Source organism: Neptuniibacter caesariensis (assembly GCF_000153345.1).
GTDB classification, from domain to species: Bacteria; Pseudomonadota; Gammaproteobacteria; order Pseudomonadales; family Balneatricaceae; genus Neptuniibacter; species Neptuniibacter caesariensis.
This window is the reverse complement of record NZ_CH724127.1, coordinates 499536-518158: the sequence shown is the minus strand read 5'-3', so window position 1 is coordinate 518158 and position 18623 is coordinate 499536. Positions and strand designations below refer to the sequence as shown.

Here is an 18623-nt window from a genome sequence, read left to right as displayed (position 1 = left end):
AAGTGCTGTAGGTAATAAAATGGATAGAAGAAAAATAGACGTCGGACTTTCCACGTTTTTAATGATCATCTCAGTGATTATTCTGACAAACGACAATCTGGCGGACGGTGGTGCTGAAAGCGATCTGGGTATCCTTTTTTTACCTCGAGTTGTCGCAGGATTCATTATTCTCTTTGCTGCAATCATCGGCATTCAATCGCTGAGAAGTCTCTCTCAGGGGCACAAACCAGAAGGGCAAGAATTGATTGCTACTGATGGTTTCACCGGTATCTTCATATATATCGCTATCTTTGTATTCTACTGGTTAGCCGTTCCCTATCTGGGCTTCATGATCACGACACCGATCGTCATGCTCGCGGTTGCTTATTTACTGGGCGGGCGAAACTGGCCACCCATCATCGCAGTCTCTGTTATCACTCCCATACTGATTTTCTATGGTTCCCGTGAATTTCTGCGCGTTTATCTGCCGACCTGGGCATTTTAATAGGGGACGATGAAATGATTGATAATATTCTCAGCGGTTTCAGCTCTATCCTGGCAATCGGCCCTATTCTTGGCATTGTTCTGGGCGTTGTCATCGGTATTATTTTTGGCGCAATTCCTGGTATTTCAGCCATTATGGCGATCGCCATCATGCTGCCAATGACATTCTATGTAGACCCGATTATCGGCATTACGATGCTGCTGGCGGTCTATAAAGCAGGCATCTATGGCGGATCGATCTCGGCTATCCTTATTAATACACCTGGCGCAGCTGCCTCTTTCCTAACTGCACAGGATGGGCATGCTCTGACCAAGGCAGGCAAATCCGGCAAAGCACTGGATATGTCCCTGTTCGCATCCGTCTCAGGGGAGATGCTCGCTACACTGGTATTAATTCTGGTTGCGGCACCTATCTCTGCTATTTCGTTGCAGGCAGGTCCGATAGAGAAAGTATTCCTACTCCTGTTCGCATTTACGGTTATTGGCTCTATGGCCGGTGAATCAATCCCGCGCGGCCTGCTCTCTTGCTGCCTGGGTATGCTATTCGCCATGGTAGGCCTTGATTCAATTACCGGCTCATCCCGCTTTACCTTCGGCATTCCTGAACTGATGGGCGGCTTTACCTTTACCCCAATGCTAATCGGTATTCTGGTAATGCCAGAGGTGTTCAACGTCATCAGACGCCGTAAGGTGCCCCATCATGAGATGGCGATTACCCGCTCGCCAAAGCCTGCGGATAATCGTATCAGCCTTAAAGAATACCGCTCTGTATTTGGCACCATTCTAAAATCATCAGGTATCGGCACCTTTATCGGCGCGTTGCCTGGGCTGGGTTCCAGCACCGCTGCCTTCATGGCTTATGGCGAAGCGAAGCGTACCTCTAAGCAACCAGAGAAGTATGGTAAAGGTTCTGTCGAAGGTATCGCTGCTGCCGAATCAGCCAATAATGCGGTCTGCGGCTCAAGCATGATCCCAATGCTGACACTGAGCATTCCCGGGGATGATGTAGCAGCACTATTAATGGGTGCGTTCCTGATCCATGGCCTGACGCCCGGCCCGATGATCTTCTTTGAACACACAGAAACCATTTACGCTATTTTTGCTGGCTTCCTGATCACAGACTTGTTCCTGCTGGGTATTGCCCGCTCTGGATTTAAGTTCTTTGTGAAGATGGCTTCGCTACGCCGTTACTTCATCTTCCCATGCGTGACTGTCTTCGCGTTTACCGGGGCATTTACCGCCGGTCAAAACATGAATGACATTCTGATTTTGATTGTCTTCACTATTGTCGGATACAGCATGCGCCTGGTCGGCTTAAACCCAGCGGTCTTTATCATTGGTTTTATCCTGACACCTTTCCTGGAACAGAACCTGGATCAGGCCTTCGCCATTGTCGGTACGGATTACTCCCAATTCCTGGCTTCACCTTTCTCCTGGGTCTTTATCGCCCTGTCAGCATTCTTCGTATTTTCCAGTATGCGAATGCGCAAGAAGTCTGCAAAAGACCAGAGCACTGCTCGGGAGGAGGCTGCCTGAATTACACCTGAAACACTGTGTCGTGAGTCGTAAAGCGTCAAGCGCACCTTAAATGAAATATAAATATAGAAAAGCTTAAGGAAGTGAACATTATGAATTCAAAGAAAAACCTGCTGTCTATTGCTACCGCTGTAGCCCTGACTGTTGTTTCTGGCGCGGCATTAGCCGAGTACCCTGAAAAACCGATCAAAGTGATCGTACCTTGGGGCGCAGGTGGTGACTCCGATCTGACCACACGCATCTGGGCAGACGCGGTTGAAAAAGAGCTGGGAGTACCTGTAGTCGTAATCAACAAAACAGGTGGTGTAGGTGTCGTTGGTACCTCTTTCGTAGCTAACGCGAAACCAGACGGTTACACACTGATCAACGCTGGCCTGAGTAATATGCTGGTTACGCCTAACTTCAGTAACCCTCCTTACGGTTTTGACTCTTTCACACCGGTTGTTAAATTCACTTCCGTTCCATTAGCTGTCGTTGTTGCAAAAGACAGCCCTTACAAGTCATTCGATGACTTTATCGCAGGGGCGAACAGTAAAACAGTTACTCAGGGTTCCTGGGGTGCGGCATCTTCAGGCACCATCATGGCCAACATCATCGGCAACCAGGCAGGCTATAAAGTTAAATACGTTCACGGCAAAGGCGCCGCTGATTCTATGGTGTCTGTTGTAGGTGGCCATATCGATTCTGCTGTTTCTTTCCCGCCAGCTTTCGGCCCACATGTGAAAGCTGACCGTGCTCGCGTACTGGTAATGGATCAGAAAATGGACGCTTTCCCGGGGGTTCCAACCTTTGCTGACTACGGAATCAAAGGCACCTTTGGTGGCTGGTCCGGTGTCTTCGCTCCGAAGGGTGTACCTCAGGAAGTGGTAGATAAACTGACAAAAGCAACGGCTAAAGCGATGCAGCAGCAAAAAGTCCTCGATGCTTACAACAACATCGGTGCACTGGTTGATTTCCGACACGGCCCTGAGTGGGTTAAGGATCTAAACGCAACCTACGAAATCTATAAAGAAGAAGCGGCCCGCGTTAAAAAGTAAGCCTAAGCGGATAGACACACTAAAAGGCCGATGCACCCGCATCGGCCTTTCCCGTTACAGGCTTTGCTGTAATACAGCCAATACAAAACCCTCTCTTGCATCAAAACAAAGGTTGCCATCTCAAAACATAATTTTTTACGATATTATTCATGCAAACATCAGAATATCTAATGACCGAATAAACAGGATCAGACAATGAATCTTAAACAGATGGAAGCGTTTCGTGCAGTGATGCTTACTGGCTCTGTATCTCAGGCAGCCAAACAGCTTTTCCGAACCCAACCTGCGGTCAGTATGATGATAAGCTCCCTGGAAGAGGAAGTCGGCTTCCAGCTGTTTGAGAGACATAAGAAACGTCTTTACCCCACCCCGGAAGCCAACTATCTGTATAAAGAGGTTGAAGCGATTTTCAGTCGGATTCAGGATGTCAGCCAGACCGTCCAGGACATCCAGAACAAACAATTTGGTTTCCTGCGTATCGGCTGTATGCCAGGTCCATCTACCTTCTACTTACCAAACCTGCTGGCTGACTTTCTGGAAGATCACCCTAAGGTGCAGGTCTCTTTGCAAACACGAACATCCGACCTGGTCGCTGAATGGGTCGCCTCCAATCAGTACGATATCGGTTTAGCTGAAATCACCCAGCATCAGTCTCAGTTAGCGGAAGATGATCGCTTTACCCTGCCCTGTTTTGTCGCCATTCCAGCGGACAATCCACTTGCCCAGCATGAAGTGATAACAACCAGTCATCTGGATGGTGAACCCATGATCACCCTGCATCCGGACCATATGATCTTTCACGATCTGCTAACCCAGTTTGAAAAGCACGGGCATGCAATGAACGTAAGGCTGCAAACGCGCTTCTATATCCCGGCGCTGACATTTGTTGAACGCGGCCTTGGCGTTTGTGTGATGGATCCCATGTCGATTATCAGCTACCAGAGCTATGCTCGCCCCGGGAAGGTTGTGTTCCGCCGCATCAGCCCTGCAATAAACCTTAAGATAGGCATTTTTTATCCAAGCGACCTGCCGCGCTCGATGATCACCCAAGAGTTTGCTGAAAGATTACGGGAAAACCTGATTCAGATACGAGACTTCCCGGATCAGTATCTGAACTGGGGCGAGCCTCATACGTCGGATAAGTAAGAGCAGACACAAAAAAGCCCTGCGGTTAAGCAAGGCTTCTTCGATTTAAATCAATGGCGGTCAGGGAGGGATTATTTCACCCCTTCGGGGCCGTGGTCGCAGGCTCCCACGTTGTCTCGCTTCGCTCGGCTCAAACCCTCTTCTCGGGTTCTCATCCCTCAAGTTACAGACACAAAAAAGCCCTGCGGTTAAGCAAGGCTTCTTCGATTTAAATCAATGGTGGTCAGGGAGGGATTCGAATTTTAACATTAAGCTTCTGTTTTAAAAAAAATACCAAAAAATAGAATACCGACAGTGTTACAAACAGTGTTACTTAAATGCAAAGTCAGATAATGACTTGGAATCCATAACGGCTAGAGCGAGCAGTTTTAGCGCTTTTACTTTTTACAACGCCTAGCTCACCGGAAAAATGCGAGCGCAGCGAGTATTCTGTCCGGTGGAGCTACTTGTTATGCCCACGCTCAGTTTTTGTTGTAGCCGAAAGCGCCTCGTGAAAGAAACACCTCTTTCCAGTAGCTTTCTCGCTCAATAATGAACTTGTCGTCAACCTTCATTGGGCGATGTTCGAGCAATGACAGCGTAAAGTTGTTCTCTGCGTATTCAAAGCCTTCTGAATCAATAATTTTAGTAAGTTCGTCATTCCAGCCATGGCCAGTGCCAATATAGCAACTCCACCTTGACCAAACTCCAGAATCACCATATGCAGAGCCGACGTAAGTTTTTCCGTTGCTTTTATCGGTAATAACATACACACCCTTTATGTTTTCAAGAGCCGCCCTCCAATCCGGTTTCGATTGCTTGAATATTACTGACAAGGCGCTAAACGTGTGATTTATATTTTCATAACCTGGAAATTGTTCGCCCGAATAAGGCTGTTTCAAAATTTCACTCACCATCATGTTTTCGAGGTGATTCTCTAGGTAGAAAGCTCTGCCTCTTGATGGTTTTGGTAGTTTTATTTTCAGCCTTCCTACGTAAGGCGAAAATTCAGGCAGCTCTTCTATCTCGTAACTATGGTCGTGCGCAACATCGCCTCTATGAAGAACCCGATAAATCCCTCCAAAAAGCCAAGTGTCTGATTCTGGATAAAAGTCAATTAGTGAGAATATATATTGTCTTGAAAATTCATCTTTGCTGCTTCGCCAAGTATTCCATTGAAACCATTCGCCTTTGTCTCTTACATAAACATCAAGCGGCTGGTCACCGCCATTCCACCGAGCAGCGTGGAATTTGTACTTACTGGGATCATCAATATGAATGATGTTCGAGAGCGGTATGTCACGCATATATCGTTCCTTTTAAGACATAACATTTTAATCAAAAGCGCGCGCGTTTTTTCTGCTTACACGGAAAACCAGGGCTATCGTAATGAGTTGAAAATAAATCACTTTTTGACAACACCGCCATTTTCCTCCGATAAAAACGAACATTCGTGTTTTGATGAACTTCTGTGCGCAAAAGTCTGCGCAGCAATATCCCTAAGCGCTTAATATGTAACCCTTTTAAGAAAAAGACAAGAATAAAAGCGCGCCAGATGCAGCAGAAAAATGAGCATATAAATTGGACTTATCTATATGCTCTTCGCGAGTCATGTTTAAACTATCTTTCTATCCACAGAAGAATAGATCGAACATATCCGTTATTGGAACGAAGCGATCAAACCTTTAGATCGCGCTCAGCCCTCAAGTTACAGGCACAAAAAAGCCCTGCGGTTAAGCAAGGCTTCTTCGATTTAAATCAATGGTGGTCAGGGAAGGCTTTCAGTCCCCCCCTTCTTTTAAGTTTGGGTATTTCTGAAAGAACTCTTAAATTAATTTTTTAGATCTGCCGATCTAAGATGATATTCACTACAAGCTTTGTCACACAGCCACAAATTTCAGCCCCTTGAATACGCGAGCCGGGTTCCCCCGCTCTAATTCCTGATGCTGCAACCAGTGGGCTTTATCTAACCTGGATTGCTCCTCCCGCACTTGCTCAGCGAGCTTCTGCAAGATAAGCAGTTTAGCTAAACGCTTATTCGCATGTTGGCTGCGTTCGCTTTCCACCCTGACACTGATGCCCGAGCTGACATGTGTCGCCCGAACAGCAGAATCAGTTGTATTCACATGCTGACCACCAGCTCCGGAAGCCCTGCACGTTTGATAGGTTATTTCACCGTCGTTGGTCTCTTCCGCTATCTCATAAACCTGGCCGCTAAAAAACCAGTTTTTACGTTTATGTTTTGGCCTGAAAGGACTCTGACAGATCCATAACAAGACCCCTTGCCATGTTTCAGCAAACTGCTTCGCCCTCTGAGGGCTATCGGCATCACACTGCAACAACAGTGATTTATACCCGCCCCTTTTCTCAGATGGCGTACCACTGATCAACTTAATAGAGACAGCCTGCGCTTTGGCATCCTTATCCAGCTGCTTTAAAGCCAGGCCCACCGCATAAGCGCACTCATCTGGTCCCTGCCCAGCAGATAATTGCAGCAATATCATGAGCAATCTCCATTGGTTTTGAAGGTCAGAGCCGGGCGTAAACGTGCAATCACCCTAACTAAACCAGCATCACAAAGATCATCAATGATCGTTTCACAGTCTTTGTAAGCCTGTGGCGCTTCATCATAGAGCAGCTCTTTGTTGTTGCAGATCACTCGGCTACCCAGCTCTGTTTTAAGCAGATCCTGCTTTTTGTACTTACTACTCAAACGTTGCTGGCAATCGCCTCGCTTCCATTTACGACCTGCACCATGTGCCAAAGAGTGAAGACTTTCATCTAAACCCGATGAGACCTCATCAGTTGAAGCCGTTGGCTGAACCAGGTAACTGTAATCGCCACGTGAACCTGGAATGATCACAGCCCCCTGATCAGCCGGGGTTGAACCTTTGCGATGTAACCACGCTGGCTCACCACCGCACTCTGTTTTGCTGACGAGGTTGTGGTTAATATCCAGTATCAGTTCACCACTTTCCCTTATGGCTTTTAGAAAACGTTTGGCGATAAATTCCCTATTCAGCTCAGCCCAACGCAAGGCTTCATTATGTGCAGTGAGGTAATCATGAAACGCCTGGGTCTCAGCCAATAGCCCTTGGTGGTTAAAAAAAGAAATATGCTCTGTAAGGATTTTCTGCCCCAATCCTCTCGAACCCGAGTGAACCAGCAATAAAACCTTTTTGGCATCTATCCCTAATGCGGCAAGTTTGGCGCTGTCTTCGACCTGATCAATGACCTGGAATTCGGCAAAATGATTGCCACCACCGATGGTGCCAAATGCCTGATCAAACGCTGCATTAGTCACCTGCTTTTGCTGTTTACGCTCAGTAATCTCATCCTGCCAAGCACTCCCCAGTGGCGACTCTACATCATTCAGTTTTTTGATCCACTTCTGAACATTGAGCTTTCGCAACTCTGCGCTGGTTTGCCATAACGACATCCCACAGCCGATATCATTACCTACCAACGCCGGGTAGATTTTATTGCTGGTTAAGAAAGCCGCACCAATCGGATAACCGCGACCCGCATGCAGATCAGGCATACCTACCACTTTCAACATGCTATCCAGTTCAGATGTTTTGATTAATTGTTCTGTTGCAACACCCTCAATCCACGTTCGTTCAGACGCAATAAGGGTGACTTTATCAGTAATTTTTTGGACGGAATTGCCCATACACCAATACCTATAAAATTGGGTAAATAATTTAAAGATGTATTGGCAGGCCTAGAGACAAGGCGGGAGGAGATTGTAGTTCGCTTCCTGCGCTACAGAATCTGACCTGCAAAGAATGTAATCGCATATGTCATGATATTTCTCCTTTGCAGTTAGTTGGTTAAATAATATGCGGCGGGATGATACTGGGCAATACTAGCGAAATCAAGAGAGGGGCTGAACGATTCCATTCTAATTGCATGAATCGGGTTCTCATCCCTCATGCTACAGACACAAAAAAGCCCTGCGGTTAAGCAAGACTTCTTCGATATAAATCAATGGCGGTCAGGGAGGGATTATTTCACCCCTTCGGGGCCGTGGTCGCAGCTCCCACGTTGTCTCGCTTCGCTCGGCTCAAACCCTCTTCTCGGGTTCTCATCCCTCAAGTTACAGACACAAAAAAGCCCTGCGGTTAAGCAAGGCTTTTTCGTTATAAATCAATGGCGGTCAGGGAGGGATTCGAACCCTCGATACGTTTCCGTATACACACTTTCCAGGCGTGCTCCTTCGGCCACTCGGACACCTGACCAGCTCTAAAACTCGTTAGTGAAAAGACTTGTCTCAACCAACGAGGCGCGCATTTTAGCATAGCCTTGTGACACCGCAAGGCATTTAGCTAAAAAAAGAAAAATAATTTCCGAAGTGATTACGACACAGATCAAACGACCGACCGATTGGTCGAAAATTACACTACCCCTTGGGTTTACGGCTTAGTAAACTAAACATTCAATAACTAAAAACTCTAGAGATTCACCAAGTAATGCGGCCCGTTACCAGCCTAAAGAACGCCCTGTTTAACTCCCTGTATCGCTCGTCAATAATCAGCACATTTTTTGCCCTGATTATTGTCGCCACTCTTATCTTTCTATCTATAGAGAAGGATCTACGCCAGGAAGGCCAGTACCTAGGACAATTGGTATTTAAAGAGCTTCGTCAAGCCATGGACAGAGGCGCTAGTTACGAAGAGGTGGACCAGCTCATTGCTGAGATTAATGATCACGCGCCTGATATCACCTACTCAATGTATCGTAGTGAAGCGATACAAAATCAATTCGGTGAGGGGCGCGAACTCACTCAGGAGATACTTGCCCATTTAAACGGAAGTCCTGACGCTACTCATGTCGAATCGCTAGAGAAGATTCACTATTTTCGCTCCATCAATTTTCAACAGGAATGCCTGGCCTGCCACCAGAATGTGGCGGTAGGTGATCTGGCGGGTGTTTTAGATGTTAGCTTTCCTGCCCATCGGGTCAGAATTCCAATTTCCGAAGTTCTGATGGGGCTGTTTCTGGTTTTTAGCATCACGATTATCTCTTCCTATCTGGCACTCTCTACCGACCTGTTGTCGCATATGATCCGGCCGCTCCAGAAACTCGAGCGAAAGCTTAAAGAGACTGAAGGCCACCATGACCTTAATGAAAGACTGGAACTGGATTCTGACCTTAAAGAGATCCTCAGCATTGAGCACTCGTTTAATGCCCAGCAAGAGCTGCTGCACTCGGCTTTCCAGAAAGTAGAAGAGGTTTCTATCTTCGATACACTAACCAGCACCTATAATCGCCATCAACTCGACCGTTTATTCACCGAAGAAACTGTACGCGCGATCCGCCAGAAGAAACCGATGACCATCGCGATGATCGATTTGAACGGATTTAAGCAGATCAATGATACCCACGGCCATCAGGCAGGCGATGAGATCCTGGCGCATTTCTGCAAGGTGCTCCGTCATAACCTGCGCATGACCGACAAAGTCATCCGCTATGGAGGCGATGAGTTTATTGTACTGCTTCCCGATTGCAGCAAAGAGATGGCTGAGGGTTTATTTGCTCGTATTGAAGAGATCACATCCACAGAGCCCTACTATTACAAAGGCCAGGTTCTGTTCACTCAGTTCAGCAGCGGCACTGCGGAGTTTCCTAGCGAATCAGCGTCTGACCAAGGCCTGGAACTGATTGAAACCGCGGATGCGCGTATGTATCAAGAGAAGCAACGCCGAAAGGCAAACCGCACCTAATCTTTTAAAAGCGCTAGAAACAAAAAAAGCCCGGTTAAAATAACCGGGCTAAGTAATACCTGGAAGGTATAGAAAACAATATTAAATAATTAGTCAGCCTGACGACGCAGGAAAGCAGGGATATCCAGGAACTCCAGATCATCCGTACCTGTCTTCTGCATTACCGGTTGCTCAGATTCAACTTCACGGTGAATCTCAACTGGTTGAGCACGCTCTTTTGGCGCTTCACTACGGTTTGTACGCATTACCGCTGGCAGTTCCAACTGATCGAAATCAGTCGCTGCGCCCGCTGCAGTAGCCACTGCAGAGGCACGGCCAGTTCCCGTATTAACAACCTCAACCTGGGCTTCTTCAGCTCGACCCAGGCCTGTCGCAACGACAGTTACCGTAAGCTCATCAGTCAGCTCAGGATCGATAACTGTACCAACGACGATAGTGGCGTTCTCAGAAGCATACTCTTCAACGATGTTACCCACTTCCGAGAACTCACCCAGACTGAGGTCGAGACCAGCGGTGATATTCACCAGAATACCACTCGCCCCCTTCAGGTCTACGTCCTCAAGCAATGGGCTGTTAATCGCGGCTTCCGTTGCTTCAGTTGCACGGTCTTCGCCACGGCCACTACCGCTACCCATCATCGCCATACCCATTTCGGACATGACGGTGCGCACGTCTGCAAAGTCAACGTTGATCATACCCGGACGGATAATCAGATCAGCGATACCCTGCACCGCACCTTTCAGTACATCATTACATGTATTGAAAGCATTAATCAGACTCGTATTTTTACCTAGTACAGGTAAAAGCTTTTCATTAGGGATAATGATCAGAGAATCAACATTCTCTTTCAGCTCTTTAATCCCTTCTTCAGCGATCTTAAGACGCTTGCGACCTTCAAACGTAAACGGTTTAGTCACAACCGCAACGGTCAGAATACCCAAATCACGCGCTACTTCAGCAACGATAGGTGCTGCACCTGTACCGGTACCGCCACCCATGCCAGCAGTGATGAAAACCATGTCCGCACCATCCAGCATTTCGGCCAGACGTTCGCGATCTTCCAAAGCTGCCTGACGGCCAACTTCAGGGTTTGCACCCGCACCCAGACCTTTAGTCAGTTCACCACCGATCTGAATGACTGTTTTAGAATGCATGTTATCCAGCGCCTGAGCATCTGTATTCGCACAGATGAACTCAACCCCATCAACATCACAGCTAACCATGTGCTGTACGGCATTACCGCCACCACCACCAACACCGACAACCTTAATGACGGCGCTTTGCGGGATGCTATCTGCCAACTCAAACATACCGATCTCCTTCCAGATTTTGCGCTTTGTTATACGACCAGCGCTTAATATTGTTTTCTTCCGTTAACCTGTATCCCGGTTTCAGAAATTACCTTGAAACCAGGTCTTCATCTTATTAATTACGCTCACCTGCTCGACCAGCTCTACTTCAGGAATTTCCTGCGCAGGCTCATTACCCAGATCGTCATGAGCGTAAAGCAGCAACCCCATACCTGTTGCATAGATAGGGTTACCCAAAATATCTTCCATTCCTTTTACCCCATGCGGTGAGGCAAGGCGCACCGGCATGTGGAAAATCTCTTCAGCAAGCTCAACGGCGCCTTCCATCTTGGAAGTTCCGCCAGTTAGCACAATGCCTGCCGCAACCAGGTCCTCGAAGCCACTGCGACGCAGCTCAGCCTGAACCAGGTTGAATAACTCTTCATAGCGAGGCTCAACCACCTCAGCTAATGCTTGTCGTGACAATGTCCGTGATGGTCTGTCACCAACACCCGGAACCATGATGGTTTCATCAGGTCCAGCCAACTGCGCAAGCGCGCAGGCATATTTAATTTTGATATCTTCTGCATGCTGCATCGGTGTGCGCAGCGCCATAGCGATATCATTGGTTACCTGATCACCAGCAATAGGAATGACTGCTGTGTGGCGAATGGCACCACCGGTGAAAATGGAGATATCCGATGTACCCCCACCGATATCGACCATACATACGCCCAGCTCTTTCTCGTCTTCCGTTAAAACGGAGTAACTGGATGCAAGTTGTTCCAACACCAAATGATCAACTTCTAAACCACAACGGCGAACACATTTCTCAATGTTCTGCGCAGCGTTCACTGATCCGGTTACCAGATGCACTTTCGCTTCAAGGCGCACACCGGACATACCCAGAGGCTCACGAATACCCTCTGAATTATCAATCTCATATTCCTGAGGCAGGATATGCAGAATCTTCTGATCTGCAGGAATCGCAACAGCGCGCGCTGCATCGATGACCCTTTCCAGATCATAATCAGTCACTTCTCGGTCACGAACTGCCACAATGCCGTGCGAGTTCAGACTATTGATATGACTTCCAGCAATCCCAACGGTTACGGAGTGGATTTTGCAACCGGCCATCAATTCGGCTTCTTCAACCGCGCGTTGAATGGAGCTCACGGTAGACTCAATGTTCACCACCACCCCTTTCTTTAATCCACGGGATGGATGGGAACCGATACCAACGATGTCAATGCTGCCGTCGACATTGATCTCACCCACAAGGCAAACAACCTTGGAGGTACCAATATCAAGTGCAACGATCATATTAGAGTGAGCTGTCATTTTATCTTGCCAAATATTTTTACTAGCTGACTTAATTTTACTAAATAAGAAAAACAAACCAACCTTTTTTCAATGAATTTTTTTAAATTCTGAATACTTTTTAGGCAATCTTAAAAAATAAAATCCACTGGCTATAAATTTACTATCGGCAACAAAGAAAAAAGGTTGAGAAAAAATCCTTATAAATTTCAAGAAGCTACTGAAAGCCGCCTTTGCACTTTTGCTTGATGATTAAAATATAACCTCTTCTTTCAACAGCTTAAAAAACGCGAATAAATCAAAACTTAATTTTGATTATTTTATTATAAATCAATATTTAATTTTGATTATTCTCAAATAAATCAAAACTTAATTTTGATAAATCTCAATTAACTCAAAACTGAATTTTGATTTTTCACGGAATCATCAATATCTGAATTTGCATAAGTAACAGCCTAAACTGTTCAATTTATAAGCTATTTAAAATGGCTTTTTAACTATGAATTTGATTCAGGAGGACAAGATTTTGAATAGAGACAGGTCAAAATATACAGCTACGGTTTGACGCTTTTCAGTAGCCAATCGCTCAAACGAGCGTAAGGGTGGATCCTACAAAAGGAGGTAGGCTTATTTAGGGAATTCGACGTACAACTAGTATGTCTGTAATCGTTGCCTTGATCTCGAACCGCTCTGAAAGCCTGTACCCAAAGGGCATAGAAAAGTCGTTCAGGACTTATTCGCAGGTTCCTTAGATTGATAGGAGTAACTGCAATCGTAGTTCCGCCAATCGAAACCCAGCTCCGAATCAAGATAACGGCGTATGCTAGTACAACCGTCGGCTAGATATGAGGTATCCAGGAAGTTATCCAGAACATCAGCCCCCTGCCCCTCAGCAGCTTGTAAGCAGAATGCCAGATAACGAGGAAAAGGCAAAATATCATCTCGCCAGAGAGGCCCCTGATAATAACGTCCTACCCGCTCATAGAACTCTTTCTCAGAGCCGCATTTCTGAAAGCGATAATGCTCATCAGTCGACTGTGTGCACATCTTCGCTACCGTTTTCACCCCTGATGAATCAACGCTTTCAACATCAACCCATTCAAAGCGGTGCTCACGTTCGTAAAGCTCACTGAAGCTTTCTTCTGAACATTCAAATTGCGAACATATCAGAACCGATGTCTTATCTGCCTCCGTAGCACAGGATGCCAACTGCAAGGACTGGGGGTCGGCTCCATGCCGGCTTAAGAAAACAATTCCTACTTTGTTAAAGATGCGCCGATAACCCGGCACACGGACCAGCCGGAAATTACAGAGATCAGGTACGGTTTCACGAGCAGAGGATTCCGATAGCAGTGAACCATAACCAATAATGGAGATCATGACTTATCACTCTCGATTGCACGATCCACCAGCTCTTTGGAAATCTGTTTTTTGCCTTCGGCACCTAACTTTTGCAGCATCGCCACCTGGCTGACCAGATTACCCCTACCACTTGCCAGACGTTTATGCGCAGTATCAAAGGCTTGTTGGGTTCTGTCCAGATTACGCCCTATATCATCAAGGGATTCCAGGAAACCAACAAACTTATCATGAAGCTCACCGCCTCTTTTGGCGATCTCCTGCGCATTCTGGTTTTGATGCTCATAACGCCAGATGTTGTGAATGGTCCTTAAGGTAACCATCAACGTTGCCGGGCTCACCAGCATGATATTCCGATCAAACGCCTCTTTAAAAAGCGCAGGCTCCTTTTCTAAGGCAAGTAGAAAAGCCCCTTCAATCGGGATAAACAAAAGCACAAAGTCGAGGCTTCGTATATCACTCAGGCCTTGATAGGCTTTTTCACTCAAGCCCTTGATATGACCTCTGACAGAGAGCAGGTGTTCGCGAAGGAAACGGGCCTTTTCAGCCGGATCTTCTGCTGCACAGTAACGTTCATAGGCTGTCAAAGACACTTTGGAATCAACGATGATATCTTTTCCGTCAGGTAGATGGATCACCGCATCAGGCAAATACCTCTGCCCCTCTTCCGTGACAGCTACCTGAAGTTCAAACTCATAGCCTTTGCGTAAACCCGACTCTTCAAGCGCCCTCTCCAGGATCACTTCACCCCAGTTACCTTGCGCCTTACTATCGCCTTTTAGGGCTTTAGTCAGGTTAATAGCATCCTCACTCATCTGTTGGTTGAGGTCACGCAAGTGATTGATCTGCTCATGAAGGGCACGACGATCTTTCGCCTCTTTGTCGTATACATCCTCAACCTTGCGCTTAAAATCACCCAACTGATCTTTCAACGGATTGAGTAACTGTCCCAGATTCTCCTGATTGCTATCGCGGAACTGTTTACTCTTCTCATCAAAAATCCGGTTAGCCACATTCTGGAACTCTTCGCGAAGTTGCTCGCGTGCTTGCTCCAGGGTCTTTAGTTTATCGGCGTGAGCCTCTCTTTCAGCTTCCAGTCGTGTCTCAAGTTCTGCGACGACTTCACTTCGGTCAGCCAACTGAAAGGCGGTCTGCTCCAGCTTTTTTTCCAGATGTTTCTTTTCCTGAACCGCCGTCGTTAACAGAGGCTCAATGCCTCTTAGTCTTTCGGTCAGACGCTCGCGCTGTAGCTCGGTGTGGTGTTGTTCACTTCTGAGCTGCTGTAACGCTTCAGTTGCTTCATTCAAGCGCAGAGTGATCGCTTGCTCAGATGCCAGCAGATTAGCTTTTTCTTGCGCCGCAGCGGCTTCCAGATCAAGCCATTTCTGGCGCTGAATACGGGAAGTAAAATAAGAGAGGAGGAGAATGGTAAAACCACCTGCTGCTAAACCTAACAGCAGGCTTGTCAGATCAAGAGACGATAGGTCCCAGGTCATAATGTTTCTTTACCAATAAAGGTACAAAGCGGCCATCGCCACCAGCACCAAAGGTGAAGTGATCAAGAGCGCTTTAAGATCGCCCAAAACCTTCTGAATAATGACAACATGGATCACAGGGAAAGTGATGAACATACAGAGTAACGGAATCCACCAGTCCAGCTCTTTGAAGCCGTAGGCCATCGCAAATAACAGGGTTACAGCCGCAAGGTTGCCGCCCATGATGATCGAAACTGTACCATTCTTAGTTGAAGCGAAGGCAGGTTTTTCTTCTTCAGGCAGTTTATTAAGCGCCCCTGCACTCAGAGCGGCAGAAAGTGAAACCAGACCTGTAACAAGGAAGATAACCAGAGGATCAATGATGGGCACGATGAATCTCCAAACAACAAAACTATAAAGGGCGCATTGTATGCCTTTTATCACTCAGAGTTAACAGAACCTTTGCATCAGCCAATCGCGCCAAACAAACAATTAGACATATACTTATATCCAATTGGAATTTAAGATTCCTCTAATGTAACATCACCCTGTATTCACCGATTTATGGCTCTATCTAAATCCGCTGTTTGATCCAGTGGAGAGAAAATCCATTTGGGCGTTGCTCGCTGCGGAGCAACGCCTTTTTTTTGCCTTGTCTTTATCGCACCAGCATACCGCGACTTGTTTACGGCCTTAGCTCCACGGTAAAATTCTTAGCTCAATCTATGGATGCCGCTTTTTTCATGCCTATTTTCAAAAGCTTACGGAAGCTAATCTACCGTCACTTTAAGATTATGAAATGGCAGGCCGTACTCGCATTACTACTGTTATATGGTGTGAGTAGCTGGCTCCTTCTGTTTCTTGCCGGCGAAAGTAATCTTATTAATCAGGACTACCTATACTGGTTGGTCGTTACAGCCTCAACGGTTGGCTACGGTGACTTATCTCCTGAGACCGCCTTAGGCAAAGCGATTGTTGCTTTCTATATCATCCCTTTTGGTTTAGGTATGTTTGCCCTTACCGTGGGCAAATTTGCCGCATTCAGCGCATTTCAGTGGAGAAAAGGTGTTATGGGCCTTAAAGAACTTAATTTAGATGATCACATCGTTGTGGTTGGATGGAATGAGCACCGTACCCTCCCTCTGCTTAAGCTGTTAAAGACAGAAGCAAAGCAGAATCTAAATCGAGATATATGCCTCTGTGTAGCCGATGAGATGGAAAACCCTCTACCCGGTGTTATCGAGTTTGTCCGCTGCATTTCACTCAATGATGAAAGCGGCCTGGAACGTGCCGGTTTAAAAGAAGCTTCAACCATTATCATCGATTGCACCCAGGATGATCAGACCCTCAGTGCTGCTCTGAATATCTACAACCTTAATCCACACGCTCACATCATCGCCTATTTTCGCGATGAGAGCCTGAGCAAACTACTCAAACAGCACTGCCCAACCATTGAGTGTACGCCATCCGTTTCTACAGAAATGATGGTTAAATCAGCGATGGACCCAGGCTCCAGCATTTTGCATCACGAACTACTCAATGCCACAACAGGTATGACGCAATATTCTGTTGTGGTTCCTGAAAGCATTCCTGAGATGTCAGTACGTGATCTCTATGTGCCATTAAAAGAGCAGTATTCAGCGACATTAATCGCGGTTGATCTGGACAGTGACGGTCGTCCCGAAGTGAATCCGGCCCTAGAGCAGCGAGTTCGCGCAGGCTGTACGGTCTACTATATTGCAGAAACCCGTATTAAAGATTTTAACTGGGCGCTTATCTCTGGCCACTGAGTATCGGGAAAAGTCTCATACTATCTATCATCCTTGCGATCATAGGAGGAAACATCTTATGCGAAGGCTGTTTCTGCTTTTATTAGCTGTCTTCAGTTTCAATGCAGTTTCTGAAACCCAGGCCCCCGAACCGCAACTCTATAGAGTATTAGATGGCGGTTACACCGTCTGCCAGACATTGCCCCAGTATGAGCAACTAATGAAGTGGTCTCTGTATGGTGTGGGTAGCCCCCCGCAAACGGGTTGCTTTCCTGCGCCGGTAAATGCAAAAGCAATTATCAAGCAGTGCCCGGAAAATGATATTATTATCTGTCAGTTTGAAATCAGCCCTGAAGATGGTCGACCAACCATGCAAGTCTGGGCAAGTAAAGTTATGTTGAAACCCGTTCCGGCTCAATCCGGAAACTAAAGATAGAGAAAGAATCAGTGGAATTTCTGGTAAACGAAGCCGTTGAAGATTACGCATTTCAAAGCACGACCCCTGAACCTGAGTTGCTTCAGGAACTGATTGACGAGACCAACAAGAATATGGGCTGGCCGCAAAAGCTGTCTGGCCGCTTGGTTGGTCGAACGCTTAAGTTCCTTGCCCAACTGCATCAGCCAAAGAATGTATTAGAAATTGGCATGTTTACGGGCTATTCCGCGCTATCTATCGCTGAAGGCATGCCTGATGATGGCAAGATTATCTGCTGTGAGACGAACCCCAGAGCCATCGAATTCGCGCAGACATTCTTTGATCGCAGCCCACATGGGCACAAGATTGAGGTGATCTTTGGTAAAGCGATCGAGACCATTGAAACACTGGATATGGAACTGGATTTCACATTTATCGATGCTGATAAGCGTAACTATCTGAACTACTACCGTAAGGCATTAGAGATGACCCGCCCGGGTGGTCTGCTCGTCGTAGATAACATGCTCTGGTCTGGAAAAGTGCTACAGCCTGAATCCGATATCGACGACGTACTGGTCGATCTGAACAAAGAGATTGCGGCCGATCCAAACGTGGAGAATATCTTCCTCACCGTTCGCGACGGCATGAATGTGGTTCGGAAAATTCGCTAATGCCTTATCTGATCAGCCATTCTGAATCCGATAACCCGCAGCTAGAGATAGTCGCTGCAGTTCCCGCTGATAGCTCGCCAAGCACACTCATAATTAGTGCTGCATCTGATCTGTTGGATATCTATCTGGAAACAGATGAGTCCCACCCGCTGATGGAAGCATTGCGCAAAGTAAGAGCTGAATTTCTGGAAGATCTGGATTCTGTTGCAACCGTTCCCGAAATTTATGGTCTGATGTATTGGTTGTTGCAAGAACAGGGTATCGACAATCGCGGCGAGTCACTGGAAGAAACGGCCGACCGGTTAGGCGATATCGATATAGAAAATGATACTGACCAATTCTCTGATCTAATCTTTCATTTGAAAGATGCTGTGGAGCGTCTCTACGATCTGGAATTGGATTAGCAGCTGTCAGGAGG

Annotated in this window: 17 protein-coding genes, 1 tRNA gene and 2 other RNA genes; 9 read left to right on the top strand and 11 right to left on the bottom strand. The window is 46.7% G+C overall.

Going from position 1 to position 18623, the window contains the following annotated elements; translation table 11 throughout:
- The first annotated feature begins 19 nt into the window (after positions 1–19).
- The 4 genes from MED92_RS16145 (at position 20) to MED92_RS16130 (ending at position 4202) form a co-directional block, all read left to right on the top strand.
- Positions 20–484, top strand: coding sequence for a tripartite tricarboxylate transporter TctB family protein (locus MED92_RS16145; protein WP_040663152.1), 465 nt, complete (start codon positions 20–22; stop codon positions 482–484).
- A gap of 14 nt (positions 485–498) precedes the next feature.
- A complete protein-coding gene (locus MED92_RS16140; RefSeq protein WP_007022649.1) occupies positions 499–2019 on the top strand; it encodes a tripartite tricarboxylate transporter permease in 1521 nt (506 codons plus the stop codon).
- A gap of 92 nt (positions 2020–2111) precedes the next feature.
- Positions 2112–3056 carry a Bug family tripartite tricarboxylate transporter substrate binding protein gene (locus tag MED92_RS16135; protein ID WP_007022648.1) on the top strand — a complete coding sequence of 315 codons (945 nt, stop codon included), beginning with the start codon at positions 2112–2114 and terminating at the stop codon, positions 3054–3056.
- 195 nt (positions 3057–3251) lie between these two features.
- On the top strand, positions 3252–4202 hold the full coding sequence (locus MED92_RS16130; RefSeq protein WP_007022647.1) for a LysR family transcriptional regulator: 951 nt from the start codon (positions 3252–3254) through the stop codon (positions 4200–4202).
- A 54-nt stretch (positions 4203–4256) separates the two neighbouring features.
- On the opposite strand, the gene MED92_RS18905 is transcribed toward MED92_RS16130, so the two are convergent.
- The 6 genes from MED92_RS18905 to MED92_RS16110 all read right to left on the bottom strand — a co-directional run bounded on the left by MED92_RS18905 (position 4257) and on the right by MED92_RS16110 (position 8422).
- A non-coding RNA gene (locus MED92_RS18905) (RtT sRNA) lies at positions 4257–4378 on the bottom strand.
- Between the two features lie 285 nt (positions 4379–4663).
- A complete protein-coding gene (locus MED92_RS16125; protein ID WP_007022646.1) occupies positions 4664–5488 on the bottom strand; it encodes a GIY-YIG nuclease family protein in 825 nt (274 codons plus the stop codon).
- Between the two features lie 573 nt (positions 5489–6061).
- Positions 6062–6685 (bottom strand): peptide chain release factor H, encoded by a 624-nt coding sequence (gene prfH, locus MED92_RS16120; protein ID WP_007022645.1) that lies wholly within the window; start codon positions 6683–6685, stop codon positions 6062–6064.
- Positions 6682–7854 (bottom strand): RNA ligase RtcB family protein, encoded by a 1173-nt coding sequence (locus MED92_RS16115; protein ID WP_007022644.1) that lies wholly within the window; start codon positions 7852–7854, stop codon positions 6682–6684. Before MED92_RS16115 ends, prfH begins: the two co-directional genes overlap by 4 nt.
- A gap of 318 nt (positions 7855–8172) precedes the next feature.
- Positions 8173–8293, bottom strand: a non-coding RNA gene (locus MED92_RS18900) — RtT sRNA.
- 41 nt (positions 8294–8334) lie between these two features.
- A tRNA-Ser gene (locus MED92_RS16110) sits at positions 8335–8422 on the bottom strand.
- Between the two features lie 231 nt (positions 8423–8653).
- On the opposite strand from MED92_RS16110, the gene MED92_RS16105 reads away from it, so the two are divergent.
- Positions 8654–9907, top strand: a complete 1254-nt coding sequence (locus MED92_RS16105) for a diguanylate cyclase (RefSeq protein ID WP_007022643.1) — start codon at positions 8654–8656, stop codon at positions 9905–9907.
- 89 nt (positions 9908–9996) lie between these two features.
- On the opposite strand, the gene ftsZ is transcribed toward MED92_RS16105, so the two are convergent.
- From ftsZ to MED92_RS16080, 5 genes are all read right to left on the bottom strand, one after another.
- Entirely contained in the window at positions 9997–11217 is a 1221-nt protein-coding gene (gene ftsZ / locus MED92_RS16100) for a cell division protein FtsZ (RefSeq protein ID WP_007022642.1), read from the bottom strand.
- Between the two features lie 81 nt (positions 11218–11298).
- Positions 11299–12537, bottom strand: a complete 1239-nt coding sequence (gene ftsA / locus MED92_RS16095) for a cell division protein FtsA (RefSeq protein ID WP_040663384.1) — start codon at positions 12535–12537, stop codon at positions 11299–11301.
- Between the two features lie 705 nt (positions 12538–13242).
- Positions 13243–13896 carry a hypothetical protein gene (locus tag MED92_RS16090; protein ID WP_007022640.1) on the bottom strand — a complete coding sequence of 218 codons (654 nt, stop codon included), beginning with the start codon at positions 13894–13896 and terminating at the stop codon, positions 13243–13245.
- A complete protein-coding gene (locus tag MED92_RS16085; RefSeq protein ID WP_007022639.1) occupies positions 13893–15371 on the bottom strand; it encodes a DNA recombination protein RmuC in 1479 nt (492 codons plus the stop codon). Before MED92_RS16085 ends, MED92_RS16090 begins: the two co-directional genes overlap by 4 nt.
- A 9-nt stretch (positions 15372–15380) precedes the next feature.
- Positions 15381–15740 carry a hypothetical protein gene (locus MED92_RS16080; protein ID WP_007022638.1) on the bottom strand — a complete coding sequence of 120 codons (360 nt, stop codon included), beginning with the start codon at positions 15738–15740 and terminating at the stop codon, positions 15381–15383.
- Positions 15741–16093: 353 nt separating this feature from the next.
- Here MED92_RS16080 and MED92_RS16075 point away from each other — a divergent pair, with 353 nt between their 5' ends.
- The 4 genes from MED92_RS16075 to MED92_RS16060 are packed head-to-tail and all read left to right on the top strand — an operon-like array spanning position 16094 to position 18609.
- Positions 16094–17140, top strand: coding sequence for an ion channel (locus MED92_RS16075; protein WP_050764253.1), 1047 nt, complete (start codon positions 16094–16096; stop codon positions 17138–17140).
- A 58-nt stretch (positions 17141–17198) separates the two neighbouring features.
- Positions 17199–17549, top strand: a complete 351-nt coding sequence (locus MED92_RS16070; protein WP_007022636.1) for a hypothetical protein — start codon at positions 17199–17201, stop codon at positions 17547–17549.
- A 17-nt stretch (positions 17550–17566) separates the two neighbouring features.
- On the top strand, positions 17567–18205 hold the full coding sequence (locus tag MED92_RS16065) for an O-methyltransferase (RefSeq protein WP_007022635.1): 639 nt from the start codon (positions 17567–17569) through the stop codon (positions 18203–18205).
- Positions 18205–18609, top strand: a complete 405-nt coding sequence (locus tag MED92_RS16060) for a hypothetical protein (RefSeq protein ID WP_007022634.1) — start codon at positions 18205–18207, stop codon at positions 18607–18609. Before MED92_RS16065 ends, MED92_RS16060 begins: the two co-directional genes overlap by 1 nt.
- The last annotated feature ends 14 nt before the right edge of the window (positions 18610–18623 follow it).

Excerpts from the sequence above, each read along its gene's own strand:
- MED92_RS16145 (WP_040663152.1), top strand. The coding sequence starts at position 20 with ATGGATAGAAGAAAAATAGACGTCGGACTTTCCACGTTTTTAATGATC.
- MED92_RS16140 (WP_007022649.1), top strand. The coding sequence starts at position 499 with ATGATTGATAATATTCTCAGCGGTTTCAGCTCTATCCTGGCAATCGGC.
- MED92_RS16135 (WP_007022648.1), top strand. The coding sequence starts at position 2,112 with ATGAATTCAAAGAAAAACCTGCTGTCTATTGCTACCGCTGTAGCCCTG.
- MED92_RS16130 (WP_007022647.1), top strand. The coding sequence starts at position 3,252 with ATGAATCTTAAACAGATGGAAGCGTTTCGTGCAGTGATGCTTACTGGC.
- MED92_RS16125 (WP_007022646.1), bottom strand. The coding sequence starts at position 5,488 with ATGCGTGACATACCGCTCTCGAACATCATTCATATTGATGATCCCAGT.
- prfH (WP_007022645.1), bottom strand. The coding sequence starts at position 6,685 with ATGATATTGCTGCAATTATCTGCTGGGCAGGGACCAGATGAGTGCGCT.
- MED92_RS16115 (WP_007022644.1), bottom strand. The coding sequence starts at position 7,854 with ATGGGCAATTCCGTCCAAAAAATTACTGATAAAGTCACCCTTATTGCG.
- MED92_RS16105 (WP_007022643.1), top strand. The coding sequence starts at position 8,654 with ATGCGGCCCGTTACCAGCCTAAAGAACGCCCTGTTTAACTCCCTGTAT.
- ftsZ (WP_007022642.1), bottom strand. The coding sequence starts at position 11,217 with ATGTTTGAGTTGGCAGATAGCATCCCGCAAAGCGCCGTCATTAAGGTT.
- ftsA (WP_040663384.1), bottom strand. The coding sequence starts at position 12,537 with ATGACAGCTCACTCTAATATGATCGTTGCACTTGATATTGGTACCTCC.
- MED92_RS16090 (WP_007022640.1), bottom strand. The coding sequence starts at position 13,896 with ATGATCTCCATTATTGGTTATGGTTCACTGCTATCGGAATCCTCTGCT.
- MED92_RS16085 (WP_007022639.1), bottom strand. The coding sequence starts at position 15,371 with ATGACCTGGGACCTATCGTCTCTTGATCTGACAAGCCTGCTGTTAGGT.
- MED92_RS16075 (WP_050764253.1), top strand. The coding sequence starts at position 16,094 with ATGCCTATTTTCAAAAGCTTACGGAAGCTAATCTACCGTCACTTTAAG.
- MED92_RS16070 (WP_007022636.1), top strand. The coding sequence starts at position 17,199 with ATGCGAAGGCTGTTTCTGCTTTTATTAGCTGTCTTCAGTTTCAATGCA.
- MED92_RS16060 (WP_007022634.1), top strand. The coding sequence starts at position 18,205 with ATGCCTTATCTGATCAGCCATTCTGAATCCGATAACCCGCAGCTAGAG.